A 22,663-nucleotide genomic window follows, 5' to 3' on the forward strand; every position below is an offset into this window, starting at 1 on the left:
GAGATCGCGTGAAACGAGTCTGCGTCTTTTGCGGGTCCAGTGCCGGACTCCGGCCCGTCTACCAGGAGGCGGCCAAGCAGGTGGGGGCGGCCCTCTGCCGGCAGGGGCTCGGGCTGGTCTACGGGGGCGGGGGCATCGGCCTCATGAGGGTCTTGGCCGATACGGTCCTGGCCGGCGGCGGCGAGGTGATCGGGGTCATTCCCAAGGGGCTCACGGCGAAGGAGGCGGCGCACCCGGGCCTCACCGACCTGCGCCTGGTCGGCTCGATGCACGAGCGGAAGGCCCTGATGGCGGACCTGGCCGACGCCTTCATCGCGCTCCCGGGCGGCTACGGGACGCTGGAAGAGTTCTGCGAGGTGCTGACCTGGGCCCAGCTCGGCATCCACCACAAGCCCTGCGGGCTCCTGAACGTGGAGGGCTATTACGACCCGCTGCTCGCGCTCTTCGATCGGCTGGTGCGCGAGGGATTCCTCAACGCCGTCAACCGGTCGCTCGTGGTGGAAGCCAGGGAGCCGGACGCCCTCCTCGCCGCGCTGGCCCGCTACCGGTCGCCGGTGAAGGATCGGTGGATCGAGCAGGCGGAAGCGTAGCAGGTCACGAGGAGCTGAGCGAGTCGCGCACGAGCCGGACCAGCGCCTCCAGGCTGAACGGCTTTCTCAGAAACGGACTGCCGCCGCGGAGCGCCTCCTCGCTGCTCCTGGCCCGGAGGACCTTATAGCCCGCATCCCGGAGGCAGACTTCGCACACGGCCAGGGTCGCCGGATCATCGTCAACGAGCAGGATCGTCCGGGCTTCTCCCTGATCCTGCCCCTCTTGCGGAATCCCGGAAGACCGGAGCGGCTGGTCGGCGAAGGGCACGTCCTGCTTGTGGACCGGCATGCTCATGGCGAACCTCCCACCAACTGAACCTCAGGCTGTCTGTCTTCCACAGGCCCGACCTCCACCCCTGACCCGTTCCCCTGTTCCCGCCCCGTTCCCGGCTCCTGCCTCGGCACCCTGCCCATGTCGCTGCGCCCCTGAAAGCAGGCCCCTTCCTCGATGGCCAAACAGGGGGTGTGCACCTCCCCGACCAGGACGCCGGGCTTGACCAGACGGATTGTTTCCGTGACCGTGACGGTCAGGTCCATGCCGTCGCTCAGCAACGTCATGCTCTCCTCATCCTTGGCTCTGCCGATCATCACCACCGCTCGCCCTCCCTTCGAGTGCGCTCGCGGTCCCCCCCGGATTGCATCCTCAATCAGAGTGACAGAGCGAGCAAAGCGGAGACCACGACCGGCCACCTTGAAAGAGCAGCACGATTTCAACCGGATAGAGGGATTCTCCTGGCCTCCGGAAGACATGGTTGGAGGCAGTGTCCTACACCCTGTCGTGCCCCAATCATCTAACTCCTTGATAAGCGTGGCTCTCCGCCTGGATGGAATTCCCTACAAGAGCGTGGCTTGGAAGGCACAGGGTGGAGCCGATGGAACTCGAACCCGTCCAGGCCTAAGCGCAAGCGGATTCCGCATGTGCCCCTTGGTGAGCCAGCCCCACAAAATAGCGAGTCACGACAAGGCTCCAGTTCCGCCGCTATTTCCCCCCTGCGCTCCTGCGCGCTTGCCAGGAATCGCTATGTAGCATAACATGGTGCCCGCGACTACACGCTCGGTCACGGTGAGCCTCGGAGTGACAGCATGAAAAACAATGATATCCCCGCGCTCGTCAAGGAGCTCCGCGAGCGGCTCCACCTGACTCAGGAGCAATTCGCCCACAAGGTGGGTGTCACCTACAGCACCGTGAACCACTGGGAGAACGGCAAGCGCGTGCCCTTGCCTTTCCTCGTAAAGCGGCTCTGGGAGTTGAAGGAAGAACTGGACGCAGAGAACAAGAAGCCCAGCAAGAGGCGACGGCCCCATGAGTGAGAAGCAACCTCTGTGGGAAGGCCAGATTCTGACCGGCTCGCTGTTCAACGAGCCGATGCGAGTGGAAACGGTCCGGCCCAACGGACCAGATACCTGGCTTGCCGGCTTGGTCGGCACGCAGTCAGAGCGGTTCCGCAAAGTCACCCTCACGAGTCGCGATCTCGAGGCTCTCACTATCCTGGACGCGCGGCACACCTACGATGGCGACGGGCGCCTTCTTCGGATCGGGCTGCAGGCCTACTCCCTCGGCATCGCCTACGAGTTCGCCCCCTACTTCGGCCTGTCCATTTCCCGCGTGGACCCGCTGCCCCATCAGCTCGAGGCGATCTACGACTACCTTCTCAAGCTGGCGCGGGTTCGGTTCCTCCTGGCGGACGACGCTGGCGCCGGAAAGACAATCATGGCGGGGCTCCTCATCCGCGAGCTGGAACTCCGTGGTCTTGCCGAGCGCATCCTGATCGTCTGCCCCGCCAACCTCTCCTTCCAGTGGCAACGTGAGCTGAAGGAGAAGTTCGACGAGAAGTTCCTCGTCCTGAAGGGCGACGACATCCGCGATCAGTTCGGCGTCAATCAGTGGTTAGAGCAGAAAAGGATCATCACATCGCTCGACCTCGCCAAGCGGCAGGAGATTCTGCCGGGGCTGCGGCAGGTCCAGTGGGACCTCGTCATCGTGGATGAGGCTCACCGCATGTCGGCGGCCGACGAGACCCACAAGAGCATGCGCTACAAGCTGGGCGAGCTGCTGAGGGACACGGCCGACCACATGCTCTTACTGACGGCCACGCCGCACAAGGGCGATCCTCTGAACTTCAGCCTGTTCCTCCAGCTCCTGGACGCGGACGCCTACGCGGACGTCCGGTCCATCAGGGAGGCCATGGACCGCCGGCGCGCGCCCTTCTACCTGCGCCGCACCAAGGAGGCGATGGTCTACTTCCCGGATCGCCGGACCGACGGAACGTGGGCGGCCGAGAAGATCTTCACGAAGCGAATCCCGCACACCGTGGAGTTCCAGATCGACGGAGCGGAGTTCGACCTGTACCGCGAGATCACCCGCTTCGTGAAGCAGCAGAGCACTAAGGCGGCGGCGCAGGGCGATGACCCGAGGGCTCGTGCCGTGGGCTTCTTGATGTCCCTGTACCAGCGGCGGCTGGCTTCAAGCACCTACGCGATGCGCCACTCGCTCGAGAACCGGGCCAAGCGTCTGGAAGACGGCTTGAAGCGCGCCCAGGACCTCGCGCGATCGGCCCCGCTTGACCTTCCCGACCCGGATGAGCTGGAGGAAATGGAGGAGAGCGAACGCGAGCGCCTCGAGGAGAGGCTGGAGGCCATCACGCTCGCGGGCAATGCCCAGCAGATCCACGAGGAGATTCAGGAGCTCAAGGCGCTGGCCGGCCAGGCCCAGACGGTCGAGGACTCCGGCGCGGAAGCTAAGCTCTCAAAGCTGAAGGAACTGCTCCAGCAGGAGGGTTTCTTCGACCACCCGGAGAAGCGGCTGCTCGTCTTCACGGAGTTCAAGGACACGCTCGACTACCTGGTGGAGCGGCTGAAGTCGTGGGGCTTCCGGGTCGGGTGCATCCACGGCGGGATGAAGCCGGGCTCGCGCGACGAGCGCGGGACCCGTCTCCACGCGGAGCAGCAGTTCCGCGAAGGGGACATCCAGGTCCTCGTCGCAACGGAGGCGGCCGGCGAAGGGATCAACCTCCAGGTCTGTAACATCCTCTTCAACTACGACATCCCGTGGAACCCGAACCGCCTCGAGCAACGCATGGGCCGCATCCACCGGTACGGCCAGCGCAAGGACTGCCTGATCTTCAACTTCGTGGCCACGAACACCATCGAGGGTCGGGTGCTTCAGCGGCTGCTGGAGAAACTCCAGGAGATCCGCGACGCCCTCGACGACGACGCGGTCTTCAACGTGGTCGGCGAGGTTCTCCCGGCGGCACACGTGGAGCGGGTGCTGCGCGACTACTATGCCGGGCGCCTCGGCGACGCCGACCTCGAGGAACGGCTCTTGCGGAACGTGGACGAGCGCCAGTTCCGCGCGATCTGCCAGAACGCCCTTGAGGGGCTGGCCTCGAAGAAACTCAACCTGGAGATGCTCATTGAGCGCCGGGCGCGGGCCCAGGAGCGGCGCGTTGTGCCCGAGACCATCGCGCGATTCATCCGGGAGGCTGCCGAGTTCGTCCCGCTTGCCCTCAAGACCTTTCCGCGGCTTCCGCACACGTTCGAGCCCGGAAGGACTCCGCCGGCGCTGCGCCGCTACGAGAGCGACCCGAGTTGGAAGTTACCGGAGCTGGCGGCCAAGTACCCCCGCTGTTCGACGGACCGGGAGACGGCCGAGACGAACAACCTGGAGTGGGTCACGCCCGGCCATCCTCTCTTCGAGGCGATCCGGCGGCACACCTACGCGCAGGCGCTCGACGTCTTCGGCAAGGGGGCGACCTTCTACTCCCTCCAGCATGATGCGCCCGCGCGAATCGACTTCTACCGGGCCCGTGTTGTGGACGGCCTGGGCCAGGTGATCCACGAGCGACTCTTCGCCGTCGAGGTCTCGGACGACGGGAAGCCGACCCTCCGCGAGCCGAACCTCCTTGGGAATTTCACACCGGCGGACGCGCTGGACACGCGCCCCGCGGTCGCCACGGTTCCCGAGGCGACGGCCTGGCTCAACGAGCAGGCGCTTACCCCGTTTCTAGAAGAGACCCGTAAGGACCGCCTGGCCGAGGTCGAGCGGATCGCCCAGCACGTAGAACTGTCGCTCACCGAACTCCTCCAGCGGGCGGACGATGAGATTGGGAAGGCGCAGGAAGCCGTCAATCGTGGCGAGCAGGGCGCGGAAGGCCGGCTCGCCCAGGCTGAGGCCCGGCATGCCGAGTTGCTCCAGCGCCGGGAACGGCGGCGGAGGGAACTCGATCAGCAGCGCGCGCTGTCCCTTCAGGCTGTGGAACGGATGGCGAGCGTCCTGGTTCTGCCCCATCCCGAACGCGAGACGCCCGAAGTCCGGCGGTTGCAGCCCAACCCGGAGACCGAGGCCGCAGCCATGCGGGTCGTCATGGAGTACGAGCGCTCCCAAGGTCGGCAGGTCTACGACGTCCACGAGAAGAACCTCGGGTACGACGTCACCAGCCTGGACATCAACTCGGGTCAGCTCCGCCTCATCGAGGTGAAGGGCCTGGCCGATGCGACGGGCACCATCCTCCTCACCCCGAACGAACGTCGCGTGGCCGAGGACCGGCGCGACTGCTACTGGCTCTATGTCGTCACCAACTGCGGCACCAAGCCCCAGCTTCAGGAACCGATCAAGGACCCCGCCCGCTTCGAGTGGCACGAGGTCACGAAGGTGGCCCACTACTACCTGTCGGTGGATGCGATGACCAGGCCGATGCAGGTACGCGAAGAATCCCCGCCGTACGGGGATCGGGAGGATGGCAAATGAGCGAGCGAACGCGCCTCCTCAAGTCCATCGCGGAGACCATCACGGACTACCGAGCTGGTGAGATTGACGCGCCGACGCCGGAGCACGTGGAGAAGTGGATTGAACAGTTCGACGAACAAGTCCAAGAGCCGATGCTGGCCGAACTGGACCACGTCTTGGAGCGCACCTACATCCCCAAGGCTACGGTGGAAAAGTTCCTGTCACACCTGGTGAAGAACAAGGACCTGGCTGGCGGCGATCCTTGTTCCTTTTGGAAGAACGTGGAGTTCCTCGACATCCAGGGAGGCGGCAACAGCCAGCGCGAGATGCTGGAGATGTTCAGCTCGATCCTCCAAGACAAATGCGGCCTGAGGATCGACGACTGCGGTGAGGACCCTGACGCCTACCTATACCTCGACGATGGAATCTTCACGGGCAACCGCGTCAGAAACGACCTCATCCCTTGGATTCAATCGGATGCGCCTGGGGAGGCCACCGTTCACGTCGTGACCATCGCTCAGCACTGCGGCGGCCAGTACTACGCAAGAACCGGGATTGAGAAGGCCGCCGAGGAAGCAAGGAAGAAGGTCGACGTCCATTGGTGGCGATGCGTCGAGATCGAAGATCGCAAGGCCTACGTCAATTCCTCTGACGTCCTCCGCCCCACGGCGGTGCCGGACCACGACCTAACCCGGGAGTACGTGGCCAGATTGAACTACGCCCCGGTCCTCAGGAAGCCAGGGAATGTCGGCAACAACAAGTTCTTCTCGTCGGAGGGAGGTCGCCACCTGCTCGAACAGGAGTTCCTGAAGGCAGGCACGACAATCCGATCCATGTGTCCCTACTTGAAGGTGTACCAGAGACCGCTTGGGAACATGGTGTTGGAAACGCTGGGCTTCGGGTCGCTACTGGTGACCTTCCGCAACTGCCCGAACAACTGCCCGCTGGCGTTCTGGGCCGGGGACCCCTGGTATCCGTTGTTCCCCAGGAAGACGAACTGATGAGCCGAGCCGCTGAACTACGAACGTATGACCGAAAAGACGCGGTGGTCTTTCGGAAGACCAACGAGCGGTTCGGTGGTCTCTCGAACATGGCGTCCGGCTTTCCGCTTGAGGTGAACGGAGTTCGGATTCTGACGTCCGAGGCGCTGTACCAGGCATGCCGGTTTCCACACAAGCCCGAGGTCCAGCGGCTGATCATTCAGCAGACGAGTCCCATGACCGCCAAGATGAGGAGCAAGCCCCACCGCAAGGACACGAGGTCTGACTGGGAGAAGGTCCGCGTGAACATCATGCGGTGGTGCCTTCGGGCCAAGCTCGCCCAGAACTGGCAGAAGTTCGGCGAGCTGCTCCTGGCTACGGGCGACCGACAGATTGTCGAAGAGTCTCGGAAGGACGATTTCTGGGGCGCGAAGGGAACCGACGAGGCGACTCTTGTCGGGATAAACGTCCTTGGCCGGCTCCTAATGGAGCTGCGGGAGGAACTACGGAGCCCGGATCGTGAGCGGCTGCGGCGCGTCGAACCACTCGCCATTCCGCAGTTCCTTCTCTTCGGAAAGCCAATCGGTGTCGTGGAGGTGTGTGCGCGCGAACGTGCCGGCGCGGAACTGTTCGGCGAGCCGGTGCCTGTTGGTGGTGGAGACAAGGCAACGACTCCGCTCACGAGCGGCTATCACAAGCAAAAGCCTGAAGCCGCACTGAACGAAGAGGGAGCGGCGTCAGGGATCAGCGAGGAAATCAGGAGCAATGGAGTGATCCCGAAAGAATGCAAACGCCTGGCAGAGGTGGACTTCCCGATTGCCGCGGTGTCGAAGCACTCGGCTCGCGAGAAGTCGATCCGGCACGGGCACCCGAGCACATTGCACCTGTGGTGGGCGCGGCGGCCGCTGGCCGCCTGCCGAGGAATGCTGCTCGGGCTTCTTTGGCCGGACCCTTGCGATCGGCGTTGCCCAGAGGGCTTCAAGCTGAAGGCCCGGGAACTGCTGCCCAGCGTTCAGGGCAGGGTCGGCCCCACGGATGAGGATCTGCGCAAGGCGCTGCTGAAGTTCATCGCTGACTTCGCCAACTGGGACCTCTCGGCAAACCGGAACTACCTCGACATCAGCCGACGGCTCGTAAAGGCCGCTCATGGCGACGAGCCGCCGCTCATCGTGGACCCGTTTGCGGGCGGTGGGTCTATCCCGCTCGAGGCACTGCGGTTGGGCTGCGAAGCCTTCGGCAGCGATCTCAATCCCGTCGCATGCCTGATCCTCAAGGTGATGCTGGAGGACATTCCGCGGCACGGGCTAGAACTCGCGCAGGAGCTGCGCCGCGTGGGCGCCGAGATCAAACGCGAGGCAGAGAAAGAGCTGGCCGACCTCTACCCCATGGACCCCGACGGTGCTGGGCCGATCACCTATCTCTGGGCGCGGACGGTGCGCTGCGAGTCGCCGAATTGCGGCGCGGAGATCCCGCTCATGCGCTCGTTTTGGCTTGCGAAGAAGGCGAACCGCAAGCGTGCCCTGCGGTACAGGATTCACCACAGAGGCACAGAGAAGAAACACGAGGAGTCTCGGTGCCCTCTGTGTCTCCGTGGTGAGTATCCTCACGTGGCGTTCGAGGTCTTCGAGCCGAAGGCGGAGAGCGAGGTGCCCGCCGGCACCGTCACGCGCGCGAAAGCGAAGTGCCTGTGCTGTGGAGCGGTGCTGCCGCCGGAGCGAGTGCGCGCGCAGCTCGCCGCGCAGCGCGGCGGGGCGGACGTCACCTTCGATGAGCAGGGCCGGCGCACCGGCGGGGCGCGGCTGCTTGCCGTGGTGACGCTCAAGCCCGGCGAGACGGGCCGGCATTATCGGCTTCCGACCGAGCGCGATTACGAGGCGGTGCGCAAGGCGCAGGCGCGCGTGGCGAAGCTGCTCGCCGACTGGGAGCGCGGAGGCAAGCAGGGTCTCTGCCCGGTGCCGGATGAGCCGCTGCCGCCAATCGGCACGCTGGGCTTCAGAGTCCAGCGCTACGGCATGCTCCAGTGGGGCGACCTGTTCACGGCGCGGCAGAAGGTGGCGCTCGTGACGTTGGTGGGACAGGCTTCCAGACTGTCAGAAAAAACCGACAATGCGGTGCGGGAAGCAATGGCTCTCGTCGTCAATCGGTGCGCGGACAGGCTCAGCACGGTCTGCCGTTGGGACAATCCGTGGGAGAAAGTTGCTAACACGTTTTCTCGCCAAGCATTACCCTTCGTCTGGGACTTCTGCGAAGGCCATCCATACGCCGGCGAAGGGACCGGGTTGGAAGGCGCGCTCGACTGGGTGGCGAAGGTTGCCGAAGCCTGGCCTCGCTCGAATAGCGGTCAGTTGCAACCCGCCGATGCCACCGAGCATCCACTCCCCGACGAGACCGCCCACGTCTGGTTCACCGACCCGCCGTACTATGACGCGGTGCCCTACGCGGATCTCTCGGACTTCTTCCTGGTGTGGCTGAAGCGCGCGCTGCCGGGCCATCAACTGCTGCGCGATCCGTTCGATCCCAAGAATTCACTCACGCCGAAAAGCCGCGAAGCCGTCCAGAACGAGCGCTCGGAAACCAAGGATGGCCGTCCCAAGGACAAGACCTTCTACGAGGAAGCGATGGCGAAAGCCTTCGCCGAGGGCCGGCGCGTGCTGCGCGAGGAAGGCGTGGGTGCTGTCGTCTTCGCCCACAAGACCACGGAGGGCTGGGAGGCACTGCTCTCCGGCATGATCCGCGGTGGCTGGACCATTACTGGCTCGTGGCCCATCGCCACGGAAATGGGATCGCGCCTCCGTGCCCAGGACTCCGCCGCTCTCGCCACCAGCGTCCATCTTATCTGCCGTCCCCGTCCCGACGATGCCCCCATCGGCGACTGGGCCAGCGTGCTGCGAGAACTGCCCGCGCGCGTGGCCGACTGGATGGAGCAGCTGCAGCACGAGGGCGTGCGCGGCGCGGACCTCGTCTTTGCCTGCATCGGACCTGCCCTGGAGATCTTCAGCCGGTACAGCCGGGTCGAGACTGCCGATGGCCGAGAGGTCAAGCTGGCCGAGTACCTGGAGAAGGTGTGGGAGGTCGTCGGGCGTTCCGCCTTGGAGCAAGTACTCGGCACAGCCGAGGCCAAGGCTCGGAACGGCGCCGCAGGGGCCGTCGAGGAAGACGCGCGCTTGACGGCGTTGTTCCTCTGGACGCTTCAAAGCACGAACGGTGGAGAACCCTCACCCCAACCCTCACCCCATCCCTCTCCCAGGGGGAGAGGGGACGAAGAGGAGGAGGTTTCTGCCGCCGATGACGATGAGGACGAAGAGGAAACGGCGTCGGCCAAGGCGAAGGGCTATACCCTCGTGTTTGACGTGGTACGCCGATTCGCCCAGCCCTTGGGCATCAACCTCCCCAAGTGGGAAGGCCGGATCATCGAGACGAAAAAGGGGGTGGTCCGCCTTTTCCCAGTCGCGGAGCGTACCCGAATCCTCTTCGGAAAGGATGGCGCCGAGGTCGTCGCCCAGCGGCTGGAGAAGGCTCCTGCCGCGGACATCCACCAGCTGATGCTCTTCACGGAGAACGACGAAGAAGCAGGGGTGAAAGGCAAGGGGCGTGGTCGCGGGCGTAGGAAGGCCGGCGCGGACGTACCTGACGAGGCCTTGGAGACCAGCCGCGAAGCGACGACGCTCGACCGCGTCCACATGGCGATGCTTCTTCAGGCCGGCGGTCGAGCGAACGCCCTGCGAGCTCTCCTGAAGGCAGAACAGGAGCGCGGGCCAGAATTCCTCCGGCTCGCCAACGCGCTCTCCGCCCTGTACCCGAAAGGCAGCGAGGAGAAACGCCTGCTCGATGCGATGCTCCTGGCAGTCCCGAGATGAGGATACACCACAGAGACACAGAGGACACAGAGATGGAACTGAACAAGAGAACAGAGCAAATCATAGGAGCGGCCATTGAAGTTCACAAGTCGCTGGGTCCTGGCCTGTTGGAATCCGCCTACGAGGAATGTTTGTGTTACGAGATGACTCTTCGCAAGGTTCGTTACGAGCGACAAAGGCCCCTCGCGGTCGAATATAAGGGAATCAAGCTTGACTGCGGCTATCGTCTCGACTTGTTGGTCGAGAACGCGGTGGTGGTCGAAATTAAGGCTATCGAATCCATTGAACCGATTCACGAAGCCCAGTTGCTCACATATCTGAAGCTCGGCGGTTGGAAGCTTGGGTTGCTCATCAACTTCAACGTGCCCGTTCTGAAGGATGGCATCCGCAGGAGAATTCTATGATTTCTTCTCCGTGTTCTCAGTGTCTCTGTGGTGAACTGGAGGTGTTCTGATGGAACCTTGGTACAGGGTGGCCACGCCGCGAAGGGAGGTCCGGGAGGGACGGTCCTTCAACCCGGACGAGTTCGCCATCGCCCTCGAACAGGTCGTGGCGAAGACAGCGCCCGAGGACTACCGGGACCCGAAGCAGTTCTTCTCGCGCACGTGCTTTACCAGGGCCCTGCGCGAGCACGCCGGCATGGTGCTCCGAAGGCTCTCGGGCAAGACGGACAACACCGCGCCCGTTCTGACCCTGATCACCCAGTTCGGCGGCGGCAAAACGCATACCCTGACGGCCCTCTACCACCTCGGCACGAGCGGCGAGAAGGCGGCCGGCTACTCGGGGGTCTCCGACCTCTTGCGCGACGCCGGTCTCTCGTCGGTTCCCAGGGCGCGGGTGGGCATGTTCGTGGGGAATGCCTGGGACCCGCAGGACGGTCGGGAGACCCCTTGGATCGACATCGCCCGCCAGCTCGCGGGCGACAAGGGCGTCGAGGTGCTGGGGACCGCCGCGAAGACGACACCTCCGGGGACGGAGTCCATCGCGCGCGTCTTCAAGGCGGCGGATGCTCCCGTCCTCCTCCTCTTCGACGAAGTCCTCAACTTCCTCAACCGGCATCGCGGCATGGCCGAGTCGTTCCACGCCTTCATCCAGAACCTGACGGTCGCCACGACGGGGACGACGCACGGCGCGGCCGTGATCAGCCTCCCGCGCAGCCAGGTCGAGATGACCGACTGGGACCTGCAGTGGCAGGACAAGATCACCAAGGTCGTCCGCCGCGTCGCCAAGGATCTCATCGCCAACGACGAGACGGAGATCAGCGAGGTCGTCCGGCGGCGGCTCTTCGAGGACCTGGGAACCGAGCGCGTCAGGAAGAACGTGGCCAAAGCCTTCGCCGACTGGTGCTTCGAACGGCGAGCGCAGCTTCCGCCGGAGTGGACGGCCGTGGACACCGCGGCGACGGAGGCCAAGGCGAGGGAGTTCCTCCTGCGGCGCTTCGAGGCCTGCTACCCCTTCCATCCGGCCACGCTCTCGGTGTTCCAGCGCAAATGGCAGGCGCTTCCCCAATACCAGCAGACGCGCGGGACCCTGGCGATGCTGGCTCAGTGGATCGCCATCGCCTCCCAGGAGAGCTTCCGCAAGGCCCGCACGGAGCCCCTCATCACGCTCGGGTCGGCTCCGCTCTTCGATCCGGGCTTCCGCAGTGTCATCCTCGGCCAGCTCGGGGAATCCCGGCTGCTTGCGGCCATCGACGCGGACATCGCCGGCGAGCAGTCCCACGCGAAGGCGCTGGACGCCGACACGAAGGGCCCCCTCCGCGACATCCACCGCCGCGTCGGAACGGCGATCCTCTTCGAGTCGTCGGGCGGCCAGACGGACAAGGTCGCACACCTGCCGGAACTGCGCTTCGCCCTCGGCGAGCCGGAGGTGGACACGACCTCGGTGGACAACGCCGCCTTCGCGCTCGAGGACAAGTCCTACTTCATCCGCAAGGTGGGGTCGGACGGGTTCAAGATCGGCCACCAGCCCACGATGAAGAAGGTGGTCAGCGACCGGCGGGCTTCTCTGGACGAGGAGACCGAGATCAAGCCGGCCATTCGCAAGCTCGTCGAGGACGAGTTCCGCCGGGGCGCCAGCATTCCCGTTGTGCCGTTCCCCCGCGACGGCGCGGAGGTGACGGACACGCCGAGGTTGACGCTCGTGATGACCGAGCCGGAGGCCGAGTGGACGGGCGCCGGTTCGCTGAGGAGCCAGATCGCGGAATGGACCAAGCAGCGCGGCAAGTCCCCGCGCCTTTACCCGGGATCGCTCGTGTGGTGCATCAAGAAGCCGGGCCGGGACCTGCGCGAGAAGGTGGAGCTGTGGCTCGCTTGGAAGCGGGTCGCCCGAGAAGTGGCCGACGGCACGCTGGGAGGTGATTTCGACCGGACGGATCGCGCCGATCTCCAGTCGAAGGTTGCGGCCGCAGAGGATGCCGCCAAGGACGAGGTCTGGGGTGGCTATCGGTTTGCCGTAATCGCCGACCACCAGGAGGCGGACGGGCTCAAGACCATCGACCTCGGCGCCGGCCACTCCAGCAGCGGCGAGACCCTGTGCGGCAGAGTCATCGCCGCACTCAAGTCGGCAGCCTTGCTCAACGAGTCCGTCGGCGCGGGCTACATCGACAGGAACTGGCCGCCTGCGCTGAAGGAGTCCGCCGCGTGGCCGCTCGCCAGCCTGCGGCAGAGTTTCCTGAACGGCTCGCTCACGAGGCTTCTCGATCCCGACACGACCCTGCGGGGCAAGATCGTCGAGTTCGTCGGGAGGGGCGATTTCGGCCTCGCCTCCGGCGAGAAGCCGGACGGAACCTACGAGCGGGTCTGGTTCCAGGAACCGGTCACCGCGGATGAGGTGGCCTTCGAGTCTGGGGTCTTCCTGCTGACGAAGGCCAAGGCGCAGACGCTCAAGGCCGGTGTTCCAGCGCCCACGCCGGGGCCGGAACCGCAATCAGCTTTCCCCGTGCCGGAATCCGGTTCCGAACCCCAGCCTTCCCCTGCTCCACTGCCGGGCGTCCAGACGAAGACCATCCGCCTCGTCGGCGCTGTGCCGCCCGAGCTGTGGAATCGCCTAGGGACGAAGGTCCTCCCCAAGCTCCGGTCAGGCTCCGACCTCAAGGTCGGCGTCGACTTCTCCGTGACCGTTAGGACAGACGTTGCCCTGAGTCTGACCTCAGACCTCCGCCAGATTCTGGATGACCTGGGTCTCGCGGACAAGGTGCGGATCGACGAGAGTTAAGCGAGGACTCGGAGAAGGTGCGGCAACCTTTTCCTTTGCCCAAGCTGTAGGGAGAGCAAGTCGCCATGTCTGTTGCAGACGAGAAGATGCCCCGGGAGGTTACCTCCTTGGTGGAGCGGACTGCGACCTCAAGCGTCTTCTGAATGAAATGCGCGACGCGCTCCTATCGGGCGCTGCCGTACCCGGGCAAGCACTTCCTTTCGAAATCGAACGACGAGCGACGAATATCAAGCGGCGGGGTTTGGTGGAGGGCAGGGGATTTGAACCGCCCTCCGTCGCCGGTTCGGCCCTGAAGCCCTGCCTCACCGGCTCCTACATAAGGGGCCAGCCCCCTTGTACGATCCCCGCGAAGGGGGCTCACCCCCTTCGGAACCCCCCGTCGCGGGTTCGACTGGAGATCGCTATGGGAAAATGGTGGAGGGCACGGGAGTCGAACCCGCGACCCCGACGTTGCGAACGTCGTGCTCTCCCAACTGAGCTAGCCCCCCACCTGACTAAGAGAAGAGCCTATGGCCGATGGCTTATGGCAATGGCGAAAAACCAACTGCCGAAAAAGAGCTTGCGCAGGCGCCTCACGGTTCGCCGCGGGAATCGCTCCGGCTGGATTGCCGGAGCCTCAAGGCCGCGGAGGAGACGGGGAGGAGGATCGGCGCCCGCGCAAGCTCAAAGCCGGCCGCATTATACACGACTCGCGCGCAGGACTCCACCGGAAGTTAGTTCATCGCGTCAGCCAGCCCCCACTGGGCCAGCGCCCGCTCGTCGAGAATGCGAAGGAAGCGCGGCCGCAGCACCAGGTCGAACACGTCTTCCTTGCCGGGACAGAGCTTGAGGATTTCCCCACGGGCATGCTCGATGACGGAGAGCGCCTCTTCGTGGCTCAGCGAGGCGTGCCCGAGCCAGTAGGCGGTCACGTCCGCGACTCGCCGCAGCCGCGCCATGCGCAGATGTTCTTCCAAGACTTCCAGTTGGTCCGGCATGGAATCACATCGGATAGATCAAATGTCCCTTGCTCGAAGCCGACGCGCCGAAGACGCGCACCCGCCGCCCCTCCACCTGCAGGCGGCCCTCGGCGAAGAGCTGAATCGCCTTCGGATAGATCCGATGCTCCTGCTCCAGGATGCGCGCGGCCAGGGTCTCGGCCGTGTCCCCCTCCACCACCGGCACCGCCGCCTGGATGATGATGGGGCCCTCGTCCACCCCCTCCGTCACGAAATGGACGGTACAGCCGGCCAGCTTCACTCCCCAATCCAGCGCCTTCTTCTGCACCTCCAGGCCGGGAAACGCCGGCAGCAGCGACGGGTGGATGTTCATGATCCGGTTCTCGTAAGCCTCGATCAAGACGGACGTGACGATCTTCATGTAACCGGCCAGGATCACCAGCTCGACCTCGTATTTTTTCAGCGCCTCCAGGATGGCCCGGTCGTAGGCCTCGCGGCTGTCCGGCCGGCCGCTGTAGGGCTTGGGGTCGAGAAACATCGCCTCCAGCCCGTGCCGGCGCGCCCGCTCCAGCGCCGCGGCGTCCTGCTTGTTGCTGAGCACCAGAACGATCCGTGCGTCGAGGCTCCCGGCCTCGATCGCCTCGATGATGGCCTGCAGGTTGGACCCCCGGCCAGAGGCCAGCACGGCCAGGCGCAGCTTAGACATAGGCCACCCGCTTCTCTCCGCCGGCCCCGGCGGTGATCTCGCCGATCCGGAACCCGCGGTCGCCCAGCGCGGCGGCCCGCGCGAGCAGGGCCTCGGCCTGTTCCGGCGCCACGATCAGCACGAGCCCGATGCCCATGTTGAAGACCCGGTACAGCTCCTCGTCCTCGACGCGGCCGAGCTTCTTGAGCAGGGCGAAGATCGGCGGGACCGGCCAACTCCCCCGGCGCAGCGTCGCCACGCAGCCGGCCGGCAGGACCCGCGGAACGTTCTCGGTCAGGCCGCCTCCGGTGATGTGGGCGATCCCCTTGATCCGGAACTCCGCCGCCAACGCCAGGATCTGTTTCGCATAGATGCGGGTCGGCGTCAGCAGCACCTCGCCCAGGGGCCGGTCCAACTCGGACGGCCTGCTCTGGACCGTGAGCCCTCCGTCCTCCAGCAGGACGCGGCGCGCCAGCGAGTAGCCGTTGCTGTGCAGGCCGGTCGAGGCCAGGCCGACCACCGCGTCACCCGGCTTGATGTCCCGCCCGTCCACGATCCTCGGCCGGTCCACGACCCCCACGGCAAAGCCGGCCAGGTCGTACTCCCCTTCCGCGTAGAACGACGGCATCTCGGCCGTCTCGCCCCCGATCAGGGCGCAGCCGGCCTGCCGGCAGCCTTCCGTGATCCCCCGGACGATGGCTTCGGCCCTGCCCACGGCCAGCTTGCCGGTCGCCAGATAATCGAGGAAGAACAGGGGCTCGGCCCCGCAGACCGCCACGTCGTTCACGCACATGGCCACCAGATCGATCCCGATCGTGTCGTGCCGGTCCATCAAGAAAGCGATCTTCAACTTGGTCCCGACCCCGTCGGTTCCGGAGACGAGCACCGGCTCCTTGTACCGGTCGGCCTGGAAGCGGAAGAGACCGCCGAAGCCGCCCAGGTCGGTCAGCACCTCGGGGCGGAAGGTCGAACGGACGAGGGGCGTGATCCGGCGGACGAATTCGTTGCCCGCGTCAATGTCCACCCCTGCCTGTCTGTAGGTCGTCATCTTGCTGAGTTTTGAGTTATGAAATTATGAGTGTTGAGTTGAAAGAACCGAAGGCTCAACACCAAAGACTCTCGACTCCCAGTCGGAGGAGTCGGATCATACCGGAGGCGTGCGGATCGGTCAACGAGTCAGTTCCACCAACGTTTCCAGATGGGCCGTCTGGGGGACCAGGTCGAACGCTTGGAGGCGGGCGATCCGGTAGCCGGAACCGCAGAGCTTGCCGAGGTCGCGGGCGAGGGTGGCGGGATCGCAGGAGAGGTACAGAAGCCGTTCGGCCGCGATCCGCGTCAACCCCTGGAGGCAGTCCGGACTCAGACCGGTTCGCGGCGGGTCCACGAGGATCACGTCGTAGTCCCCTGGCTGCACGGTCTCCAACATCGCCTCGGCGCGAAGCGGCCGGAAGCGGGTCCGGCCGACGTGGTTGGCCTTGGCCGCATGCCGCGCGTCGGCCAGGGCAAAGGGATTGGCCTCCACGAGCGTGACCAGCGCGCCACGGCGCGCAATGGGCAACCCCAGCGTCCCGATGCCGGCATAGAGATCCAGAACCCGAAGGCCCGCCTCCGGTTCGATCCAATCCCCCGCCGTGCGCGACAGGGTCTCGTTCAAGGGCCAATTCGCTTGCGCGAACGACCGGTCGCTAATCCGGAAGATCAGCCCGTCCAGCCGATCGGCGAGCCAATCCTGCCCGTCCGTCCACCGCCTCCGGTCCCGGGCCAACACCACCTGCCCGACCACGTCGGGCAAGTCGCGGAACAGCCCGAAGAGCCGCTGCGCCTGATCCCGGCCGGCCGGGCCGGCCCGATGGATCAAGAGAACGGAGCCGAAGGCCACGGACCGCCTGATCTCCAACGACTCGATCCGCATGGGGAGCCGGCCCTGTCCGCCGAGCCGCTCCTCGACGGCCGCCGCCGTCTTGCGCACGGCCTCCGGCGCCAGCAGACAGCCGGATGCCGCGACCGGCTCGTTCGTCCCCTCCTTGTGAAACCCGAGTGCAAACCGCTGGTTTGGGCGGAAGACGACGAACCGGACCGTGCCGCGATAGCCGTACGGATCGGGCGAAGGCACGACCGGAGGGATCTCCCCGACCTCCAGCTTGCCCACGCGCGACAGGGTCTCCCGCAGGATGGCGGCCTTCTGGGCAAGTTGCGCCCCGTAGCCCAGGTGCTGCAACTGGCAGCCGCCGCAGGTCTCGTACACCGGGCAGGGAGGGCTCACCCGATCCGGCGAGGCTTCCAGCACCTCCCGGACCGCGGCCTCCTGGAACCCCTTGTGCCGGGCCCCGCCGACGACCGACACCCGCTCGCCGGGAATCGCGCCGCGGACGAACACCACCTGCCCGTCCACGTGGGCCAGCCCCCGCCCGCCCTGCACGAGCTTCTCAACGGTGACGATCTGTGATTGACCAGGCATAGGCAGCTACCGACTCAACACCGCCTAACGGACCGTTAGCAGAGTCGCACGGAGACCGTATTCCCGGTTCCCCGTGGGATAAGTGATGAGAAGAGAAGAAAATTGGAGACGATTTCCCGCAGCCTGTCAGCTTTCGGGGCGGAGTTCCACCCCCAGCAGCTTGATCTTCCGGTGCAGGTGGCTCCGCTCGATCTTGAGGTCCTCGGCCGTCTTGGAGACGTTCCAGTTGTGCTCGCGGAGCTTGCGGGCGATGTACTCGCGCTCGAAGGCGTTGCGGGCGTCGCGGAGGGAGCCGTAGGTCTTGGCGGCCACCGCGATCGAGGAGGCCTGCGCCGGGGCCTGGGCGCCCGGCTTGGACTCCAGGAACACCGAGACGTGCGAGGCGTCGATCACCGGGCCGGTCACCATGATCAGCAGCCGCTCGACCAGGTTGCGCAATTCGCGGATGTTGCCCGGCCAGTCGTACTGCTGCAGCACGTCCAGCGCGCCCTGCTCGATGTCCTTCACCTTCAGCCCCTGCTCCTCCGCGGCCACGCGGAGGAAGTGCTTCACGAGCAGCGGAATGTCCTCCTTGCGCTCCCGCAGGGGCGGCACCTCGATCGGCAGCACGTTCAGCCGGTAATAGAGGTCCTCGCGGAAGGTCCCCTTCTCGATCTCCTTGGGGAGATCCTTGTTCGAAGCCGCGATCACCCGCACGTCCACCTTGATCAGCTTGCTGCCGCCGACGCGGGTGAACTGCTGTTCCTGCAGCACCCGCAGCACCTTGGCCTGCGTGCTCAGGCTCATGTCGCCGATCTCGTCCAGGAACAGCGTGCCGCCGTCGGCCAGCTCGAACTGCCCGCGCTTCTGGGTCGTCGCGCCCGTGAACGCCCCCCGTTCGTGGCCGAGCAGCTCGCTCTCGATCAGGGTCTCCGGGATGGCCGCGCAGTTGACCGCGACGAACGGCTTGCCGGCGCGGGGGCTTTGCAGGTGGATGGCCCGGGCCACCAGCTCCTTGCCGGTCCCGTTCTCGCCGGAGATCAGCACGCGCCCGTTCGTGGGGCCCGCCGTGGCGATGAGCTGCCGCATCCGCTGCATGACCGGCGAGGTGCCGACCAGCTCGTAGCGCCGCTCCACCTTGGTCCGCAGCTTGAGGTTCTCCTCCTCCAGCCGGCGCTGGTCCAGCGCGTGCCGGACCCGCAGGGTCACGTTCTCCAGCGAGAGCGGCTTCTCGATGAAGTCGTAGGCCCCCAGCTTGATCGCCTTGACGGCGGTCTCGATGGACCCGTGCCCCGACATCATCATGACCTGCAGCCTGGGAGACTGCTCCTTGGCCCGCTTGAGGACCTCCAGCCCGTCCATCTCGGGCATCCAGATGTCCAGCAGGACGAGGTCCGGCGGCTCGGTCGCGACGAGCTTGAGGGCATCGGCCCCGCTCTTCGCCGTCGTCACCTGGTAGCCCTCGTCTTCCAGGATCTTGCTCAGGGAATTCAGGATCCCCGGCTCATCGTCCACGATCAGAATCGACTCCGCCATCAACCCCTCGTGATGTGTGACGCGTGATGCGTGACAGGTCTACCCTCGGAACCACAGCGTTTTCCCATGTATACCGATCACTCGCCACCCTTCACCTGTCACGATTTCTTCAGACAGGCAGCTCGAACGTGAAGACCGCTCCCTTGGGCACGTTGTTGGCGGCCCGGATCTGGCCGTCGTGGTCGGTGACGATGCGTTGCACGATCGCCAGACCCAGCCCGGTGCCGGTCCGCTTCCGTGAAAAATACGGCACGAACAGCTTGTCCTGGTCGTCTTGGTTGATCCCCATCCCTTCGTCCGCCACGCTGACGACCGCCCGGCGCCGCTTCGTGTCGAACTGGGTCGTGACCCACAGGCGGCCCTTCTGGTTCATGGCCTGGATGGCGTTGTCGAACAGGTTGACGAACACGCGGTTCATCTGCTCCCGGTCCAGGTTCACCGGGGGCAGCGTCTCATCCAGCGACACCACGAACTCGATGTCGCGGTGGGCCCCGCTGTACAGCGTCACGACCTCGCGGATGACGTCGTGGAGCGACTCCCGGGACATCTGGGGGGCCGGCATCCGCGCGAACTTGGAGAACTCGTCCACCATCCGCTTCAGGCCGGTGACCTCGTTGACGATGACCTCGGTGGATTCGTCGAAGACCGACTCGAAATCCGCCGCCTTCTCCGCGAACTTCTTGCGCAGGCGCTGGGCCGAGAGTTGGATGGGCGTCAGCGGGTTCTTGATCTCGTGCGCGATGCGCTGCGCCACCTCCTTCCAGGCCGCCACCTTCTGGGCCTTGATCAGCTCGGTGAGGTCCTCGAACACGAACACGAGGCCGAGGTCCTTCCCCGCCTCGTCCTTCATGCGCGAGCAGTTGAGCCCGACCGTCAGGAACTTGCCCTTGATCTCCACGGGCCCTTCGAGCGACAGGCTGCCGCGCCCTTCGCCCAACATGCGGTCGTAGGCGTTCTGAAACAGGTCCAGGCCCAACTCCTTGAACACCTCGTTGACGGGGCGCCCGCGCACCTGGTCCCCCCACACGCCGACGATCCGCTCGGCCGAGGGGTTGAAGGTGTTGATCACGCCGCCCCGGTCAATGGACAGGACCCCGGCGGCGATCGTGTCCACCACCGCCTGCGTGTAGGCCCGCCGGCGGTCCAGCTCGACGTTCGACTGCCGGAGCGAGACGTTGGCCTCCTCCAGCTTCGACTTGCTGGTCCGGAGGTCCTCGGTCATCCGGTTGAAGGAGTCCACAAGCGTGCCGATCTCGTCCGTGGCCTTGACCGCGATGCGCACGTTCAGGTTCCCCTTCGCAATCGTCTCGGTCGCCTCCGCCAGGCGTTGGATCGGCACGGTGATGCCGCGGGCCACGTAGAACCCGAACCAAGTCGCGCCGAAGAGGATCATGACCGTGATGATCGAGACGAACAGGTAGGCCCCGGCCTTGATCGGGTTCCGCATGGCCTTCACTTCCCGGTACTGGGTGTACTGGCGCGAGATGCCCTCCATCTTCGTCAGCAGCGACTCCGGCACGTAGGCGTCCACGACGACCACCCCGTCGGCTCCCCCCTCCCGCTCGCTCGAGGCGATCGGGACCGCCGCCCGGATCAAGCGTCCGGTCTGGGCTTCCTGCGCCGAAGTCAGCTCCTGGTTGCCGCGCAGCGCCTGCAGGACCAGTTGCCCGATCGGCAGGTCCAGCACGGGCGCCGGCACCTCCGGGTCCACCGCCCTGGCCAGGACCTCCATCTTGGCGGAATAGACCTCTACGCCGGCCAGGTTGTACTCCGCCCGCTTCCGGCCCATGGCCGACGCCAGCAGCTCCCGCTGCTCGGGGATGAGCAGGTCCTCGCGGAAGATCTCCCGGCTGATCGCTCTCGCACTGTTCATCGCGAGCGTCGCATGGCCCTCGTGGTGCATCCGGGCCACGTCGTAGGAATCTTTCAGGACCTGTTCGACCTGCTCGTTGAACCACACGTCCACGGCCTTGTTCACCAGCCCGCTGGCCACGAACGCGAGCAGCACGGTGGGAATCAGGGAGAACCCGATGAAGGCCGCCACCAGCTTGGCCCGGAATCCGGCGCCGACCAGCCGGTGCCGGCGCTCGAAGTACGCCTTGATCAGATTCCGGGAGAGGAGCAGGGTGAGGACGACGAGCCCGATCAGGTCCAGATTGACCAGGAGCAGGACGAAGGCGTAGTTGGGGCTCGGCAGAATCGCTTGCGCGCCGCCGGGCACCGCGTACTGAGCCGTGTCCTGGGAATAGTAGACCGTCAGCGCCAGGCAGGGGATGAGCAGGAACAGGACGATCCAGACCGGACGCAGATGGTACCGGTGCCGCTCGGCCTCGGTGGCCGACTCCGCGCGCCGCTGCGTTTCGACCAACTTGGGATCGGGCATCACCCTCCCCGTTCTCCCGACTGCCCGTCCGTCCCGTGCGAGGACAGCCACCTCCGGTCGAAGTCACTGTACCGCTCTCCGAAGGTCATTTCAAATGCCCGAGAAAAATCCGGTTCGCCGGCGAGGGCGGCCAGCAGGTCCTTCACCCGTCCCATGCCGTAGCGCCGGATCAGCTCGGCCGTGGCGCCGTAGCTCTCCGCGTAGGCGACCCGCGCCGCGTCCGGCGCACGTTCGAGAAAGTTTCCGTGAAGCAGACGCAGCGGCTCCTTCGCGCCCTCGCCGGACGGCCGGCGCATCCCCCGCGAGGCTTCCCCGCCTTCGCAATGGAGGGCGAGGCCTTCGCTCAGCCAGGCCGGCGCGCGCCCCCGGCTCAGCCGGTGGACCGCGGCGTGGGCGTACTCGTGGCGGAGGGCCGCGCGGCCGAGCGACGAGGCCCGGCCGGCCTCGTCGGTCGAGAGGTGCAGGACGCCGTCGAACAGGGCTCCGGCCCAGCCGGGGCTGGCGGTCACGCTTCGGAACTCCCGCTTGGAATAGAGAATCACCGTCACCCGTTCCGCCGGATAGTAGGACAGGGTCCGTCCGACCGACCGATACACGTCCTCCAGACGGTCCCCGACGGCGGAAGCCACGGCCCGATACCTGGGCCCCGGATACTTGATCACGAAGTGCGCGCTGAAAAGCCGATCCAGCCTGGCGTCGTAGCGGGCCGCGCGCCGGACGGCCGGGAGCCGTTCCTGCACGGCCACGTCGTTGGGATCCTGATCGAAGGCGACCTCGTAATGGCGCAGGGCGGTCCGCGCCTCCCCGCGCCGCTCGTACACCGCGCCCAGAAGCGCGTGCGCCCTGCCGACCTGGGGATCGACCCGGAGGGCCCGCTCCAACGCCTCGCGGGCCGGCTCGTCCTGGAACAGCCGGAGCCGGCTCAGGCCGAGCCCCACGAGGGCGCCCGCCTCGTCGGGCAGCAGCAGGCTGGCCGCCGCGAAGGCTTCGGCCGCACGCCGATAGTCTCCCACCTCGACGAGCCCCCAGCCGGTGATGCCCCAACCCATCCCGACCTGGCGACGGTCCTCCGCCGACAACGTCCCGGGATTCTCGGCCCGGCCTTCAGCCGGCCCTGCCGGCGGCCAGGCCGCGAGGCCGAAGAGCAGAAGAGTGGCCGGAAGGCCGGCGACACCGATCGCACGACAGGCTGAATGGACCATCAGAGGATTGCGCCGGCTCGTCATGGCGGACCCGTCCCCCCCGGAGTCAGCGGACCGATGGGGCAACTGCGTGAGAGACGCGTGCAGGCAGGTCGAGGCGCGGAGAGGCGCAG

Annotated in this window: 16 protein-coding genes and 1 tRNA gene; 7 read left to right on the top strand and 10 right to left on the bottom strand. The window is 65.9% G+C overall.

Annotation, left to right across the window (positions count from 1 at the left end):
- Positions 1–8: 8 nt before the first annotated feature.
- Positions 9–590, top strand: coding sequence for a TIGR00730 family Rossman fold protein (locus tag AB1411_00950; GenBank protein ID MEW6542158.1), 582 nt, complete (start codon positions 9–11; stop codon positions 588–590).
- A 4-nt stretch (positions 591–594) separates the two neighbouring features.
- On the opposite strand, the gene AB1411_00955 is transcribed toward AB1411_00950, so the two are convergent.
- Both AB1411_00955 and AB1411_00960 read right to left on the bottom strand, forming a co-directional pair.
- Positions 595–885 carry a hypothetical protein gene (locus AB1411_00955; GenBank protein MEW6542159.1) on the bottom strand — a complete coding sequence of 97 codons (291 nt, stop codon included), beginning with the start codon at positions 883–885 and terminating at the stop codon, positions 595–597.
- Positions 882–1,148: a polymer-forming cytoskeletal protein gene (locus tag AB1411_00960; protein MEW6542160.1), complete on the bottom strand. Its 267-nt coding sequence runs from the start codon at positions 1,146–1,148 to the stop codon at positions 882–884. Before AB1411_00960 ends, AB1411_00955 begins: the two co-directional genes overlap by 4 nt.
- 525 nt (positions 1,149–1,673) lie before the next feature.
- Between AB1411_00960 and AB1411_00965 the strand changes: the two genes are divergently transcribed.
- From AB1411_00965 to AB1411_00990, 6 genes are all read left to right on the top strand, one after another.
- Entirely contained in the window at positions 1,674–1,901 is a 228-nt protein-coding gene (locus AB1411_00965; GenBank protein MEW6542161.1) for a helix-turn-helix transcriptional regulator, read from the top strand.
- Positions 1,894–5,337, top strand: a complete 3,444-nt coding sequence (locus AB1411_00970) for a helicase-related protein (GenBank protein MEW6542162.1) — start codon at positions 1,894–1,896, stop codon at positions 5,335–5,337. The genes AB1411_00965 and AB1411_00970 overlap by 8 nt, the downstream gene beginning before the upstream one ends.
- Before the next feature lie 86 nt (positions 5,338–5,423).
- Positions 5,424–6,317, top strand: a complete 894-nt coding sequence (locus AB1411_00975) for a hypothetical protein (GenBank protein ID MEW6542163.1) — start codon at positions 5,424–5,426, stop codon at positions 6,315–6,317.
- Entirely contained in the window at positions 6,317–10,153 is a 3,837-nt protein-coding gene (locus AB1411_00980) for an NADAR domain-containing protein (GenBank protein ID MEW6542164.1), read from the top strand. The genes AB1411_00975 and AB1411_00980 overlap by 1 nt, the downstream gene beginning before the upstream one ends.
- Before the next feature lie 32 nt (positions 10,154–10,185).
- Positions 10,186–10,557 (top strand): GxxExxY protein, encoded by a 372-nt coding sequence (locus tag AB1411_00985; protein MEW6542165.1) that lies wholly within the window; start codon positions 10,186–10,188, stop codon positions 10,555–10,557.
- A 49-nt stretch (positions 10,558–10,606) separates the two neighbouring features.
- A complete protein-coding gene (locus AB1411_00990; protein ID MEW6542166.1) occupies positions 10,607–13,369 on the top strand; it encodes a DUF499 domain-containing protein in 2,763 nt (920 codons plus the stop codon).
- A gap of 412 nt (positions 13,370–13,781) precedes the next feature.
- On the opposite strand, the gene AB1411_00995 is transcribed toward AB1411_00990, so the two are convergent.
- The 8 genes from AB1411_00995 to AB1411_01030 form a co-directional block, all read right to left on the bottom strand.
- Positions 13,782–13,857 (bottom strand) — tRNA-Ala (locus AB1411_00995).
- Between the two features lie 225 nt (positions 13,858–14,082).
- The gene (locus AB1411_01000; protein ID MEW6542167.1) at positions 14,083–14,346 is read right to left on the bottom strand and encodes a hypothetical protein; all 264 of its coding nucleotides are present in this window, start codon (positions 14,344–14,346) and stop codon (positions 14,083–14,085) included.
- Between the two features lie 4 nt (positions 14,347–14,350).
- Positions 14,351–15,013 carry a phosphoribosylglycinamide formyltransferase gene (gene purN, locus AB1411_01005; protein MEW6542168.1) on the bottom strand — a complete coding sequence of 221 codons (663 nt, stop codon included), beginning with the start codon at positions 15,011–15,013 and terminating at the stop codon, positions 14,351–14,353.
- Entirely contained in the window at positions 15,006–16,040 is a 1,035-nt protein-coding gene (purM, locus tag AB1411_01010; GenBank protein MEW6542169.1) for a phosphoribosylformylglycinamidine cyclo-ligase, read from the bottom strand. Before purM ends, purN begins: the two co-directional genes overlap by 8 nt.
- Positions 16,041–16,160: 120 nt before the next feature.
- Entirely contained in the window at positions 16,161–17,450 is a 1,290-nt protein-coding gene (locus tag AB1411_01015; GenBank protein MEW6542170.1) for a class I SAM-dependent RNA methyltransferase, read from the bottom strand.
- A gap of 126 nt (positions 17,451–17,576) precedes the next feature.
- Positions 17,577–18,965, bottom strand: coding sequence for a sigma-54 dependent transcriptional regulator (locus AB1411_01020; GenBank protein MEW6542171.1), 1,389 nt, complete (start codon positions 18,963–18,965; stop codon positions 17,577–17,579).
- A gap of 109 nt (positions 18,966–19,074) precedes the next feature.
- The gene (locus AB1411_01025) at positions 19,075–21,348 is read right to left on the bottom strand and encodes an ATP-binding protein (protein MEW6542172.1); all 2,274 of its coding nucleotides are present in this window, start codon (positions 21,346–21,348) and stop codon (positions 19,075–19,077) included.
- Entirely contained in the window at positions 21,348–22,550 is a 1,203-nt protein-coding gene (locus AB1411_01030; protein MEW6542173.1) for a hypothetical protein, read from the bottom strand. Before AB1411_01030 ends, AB1411_01025 begins: the two co-directional genes overlap by 1 nt.
- Positions 22,551–22,663: the final 113 nt, after the last annotated feature.

It is taken from the genome of Nitrospirota bacterium (genome assembly GCA_040757595.1).
Taxonomy (GTDB): domain Bacteria; phylum Nitrospirota; class Nitrospiria; order Nitrospirales; family Nitrospiraceae; genus JBFLWP01.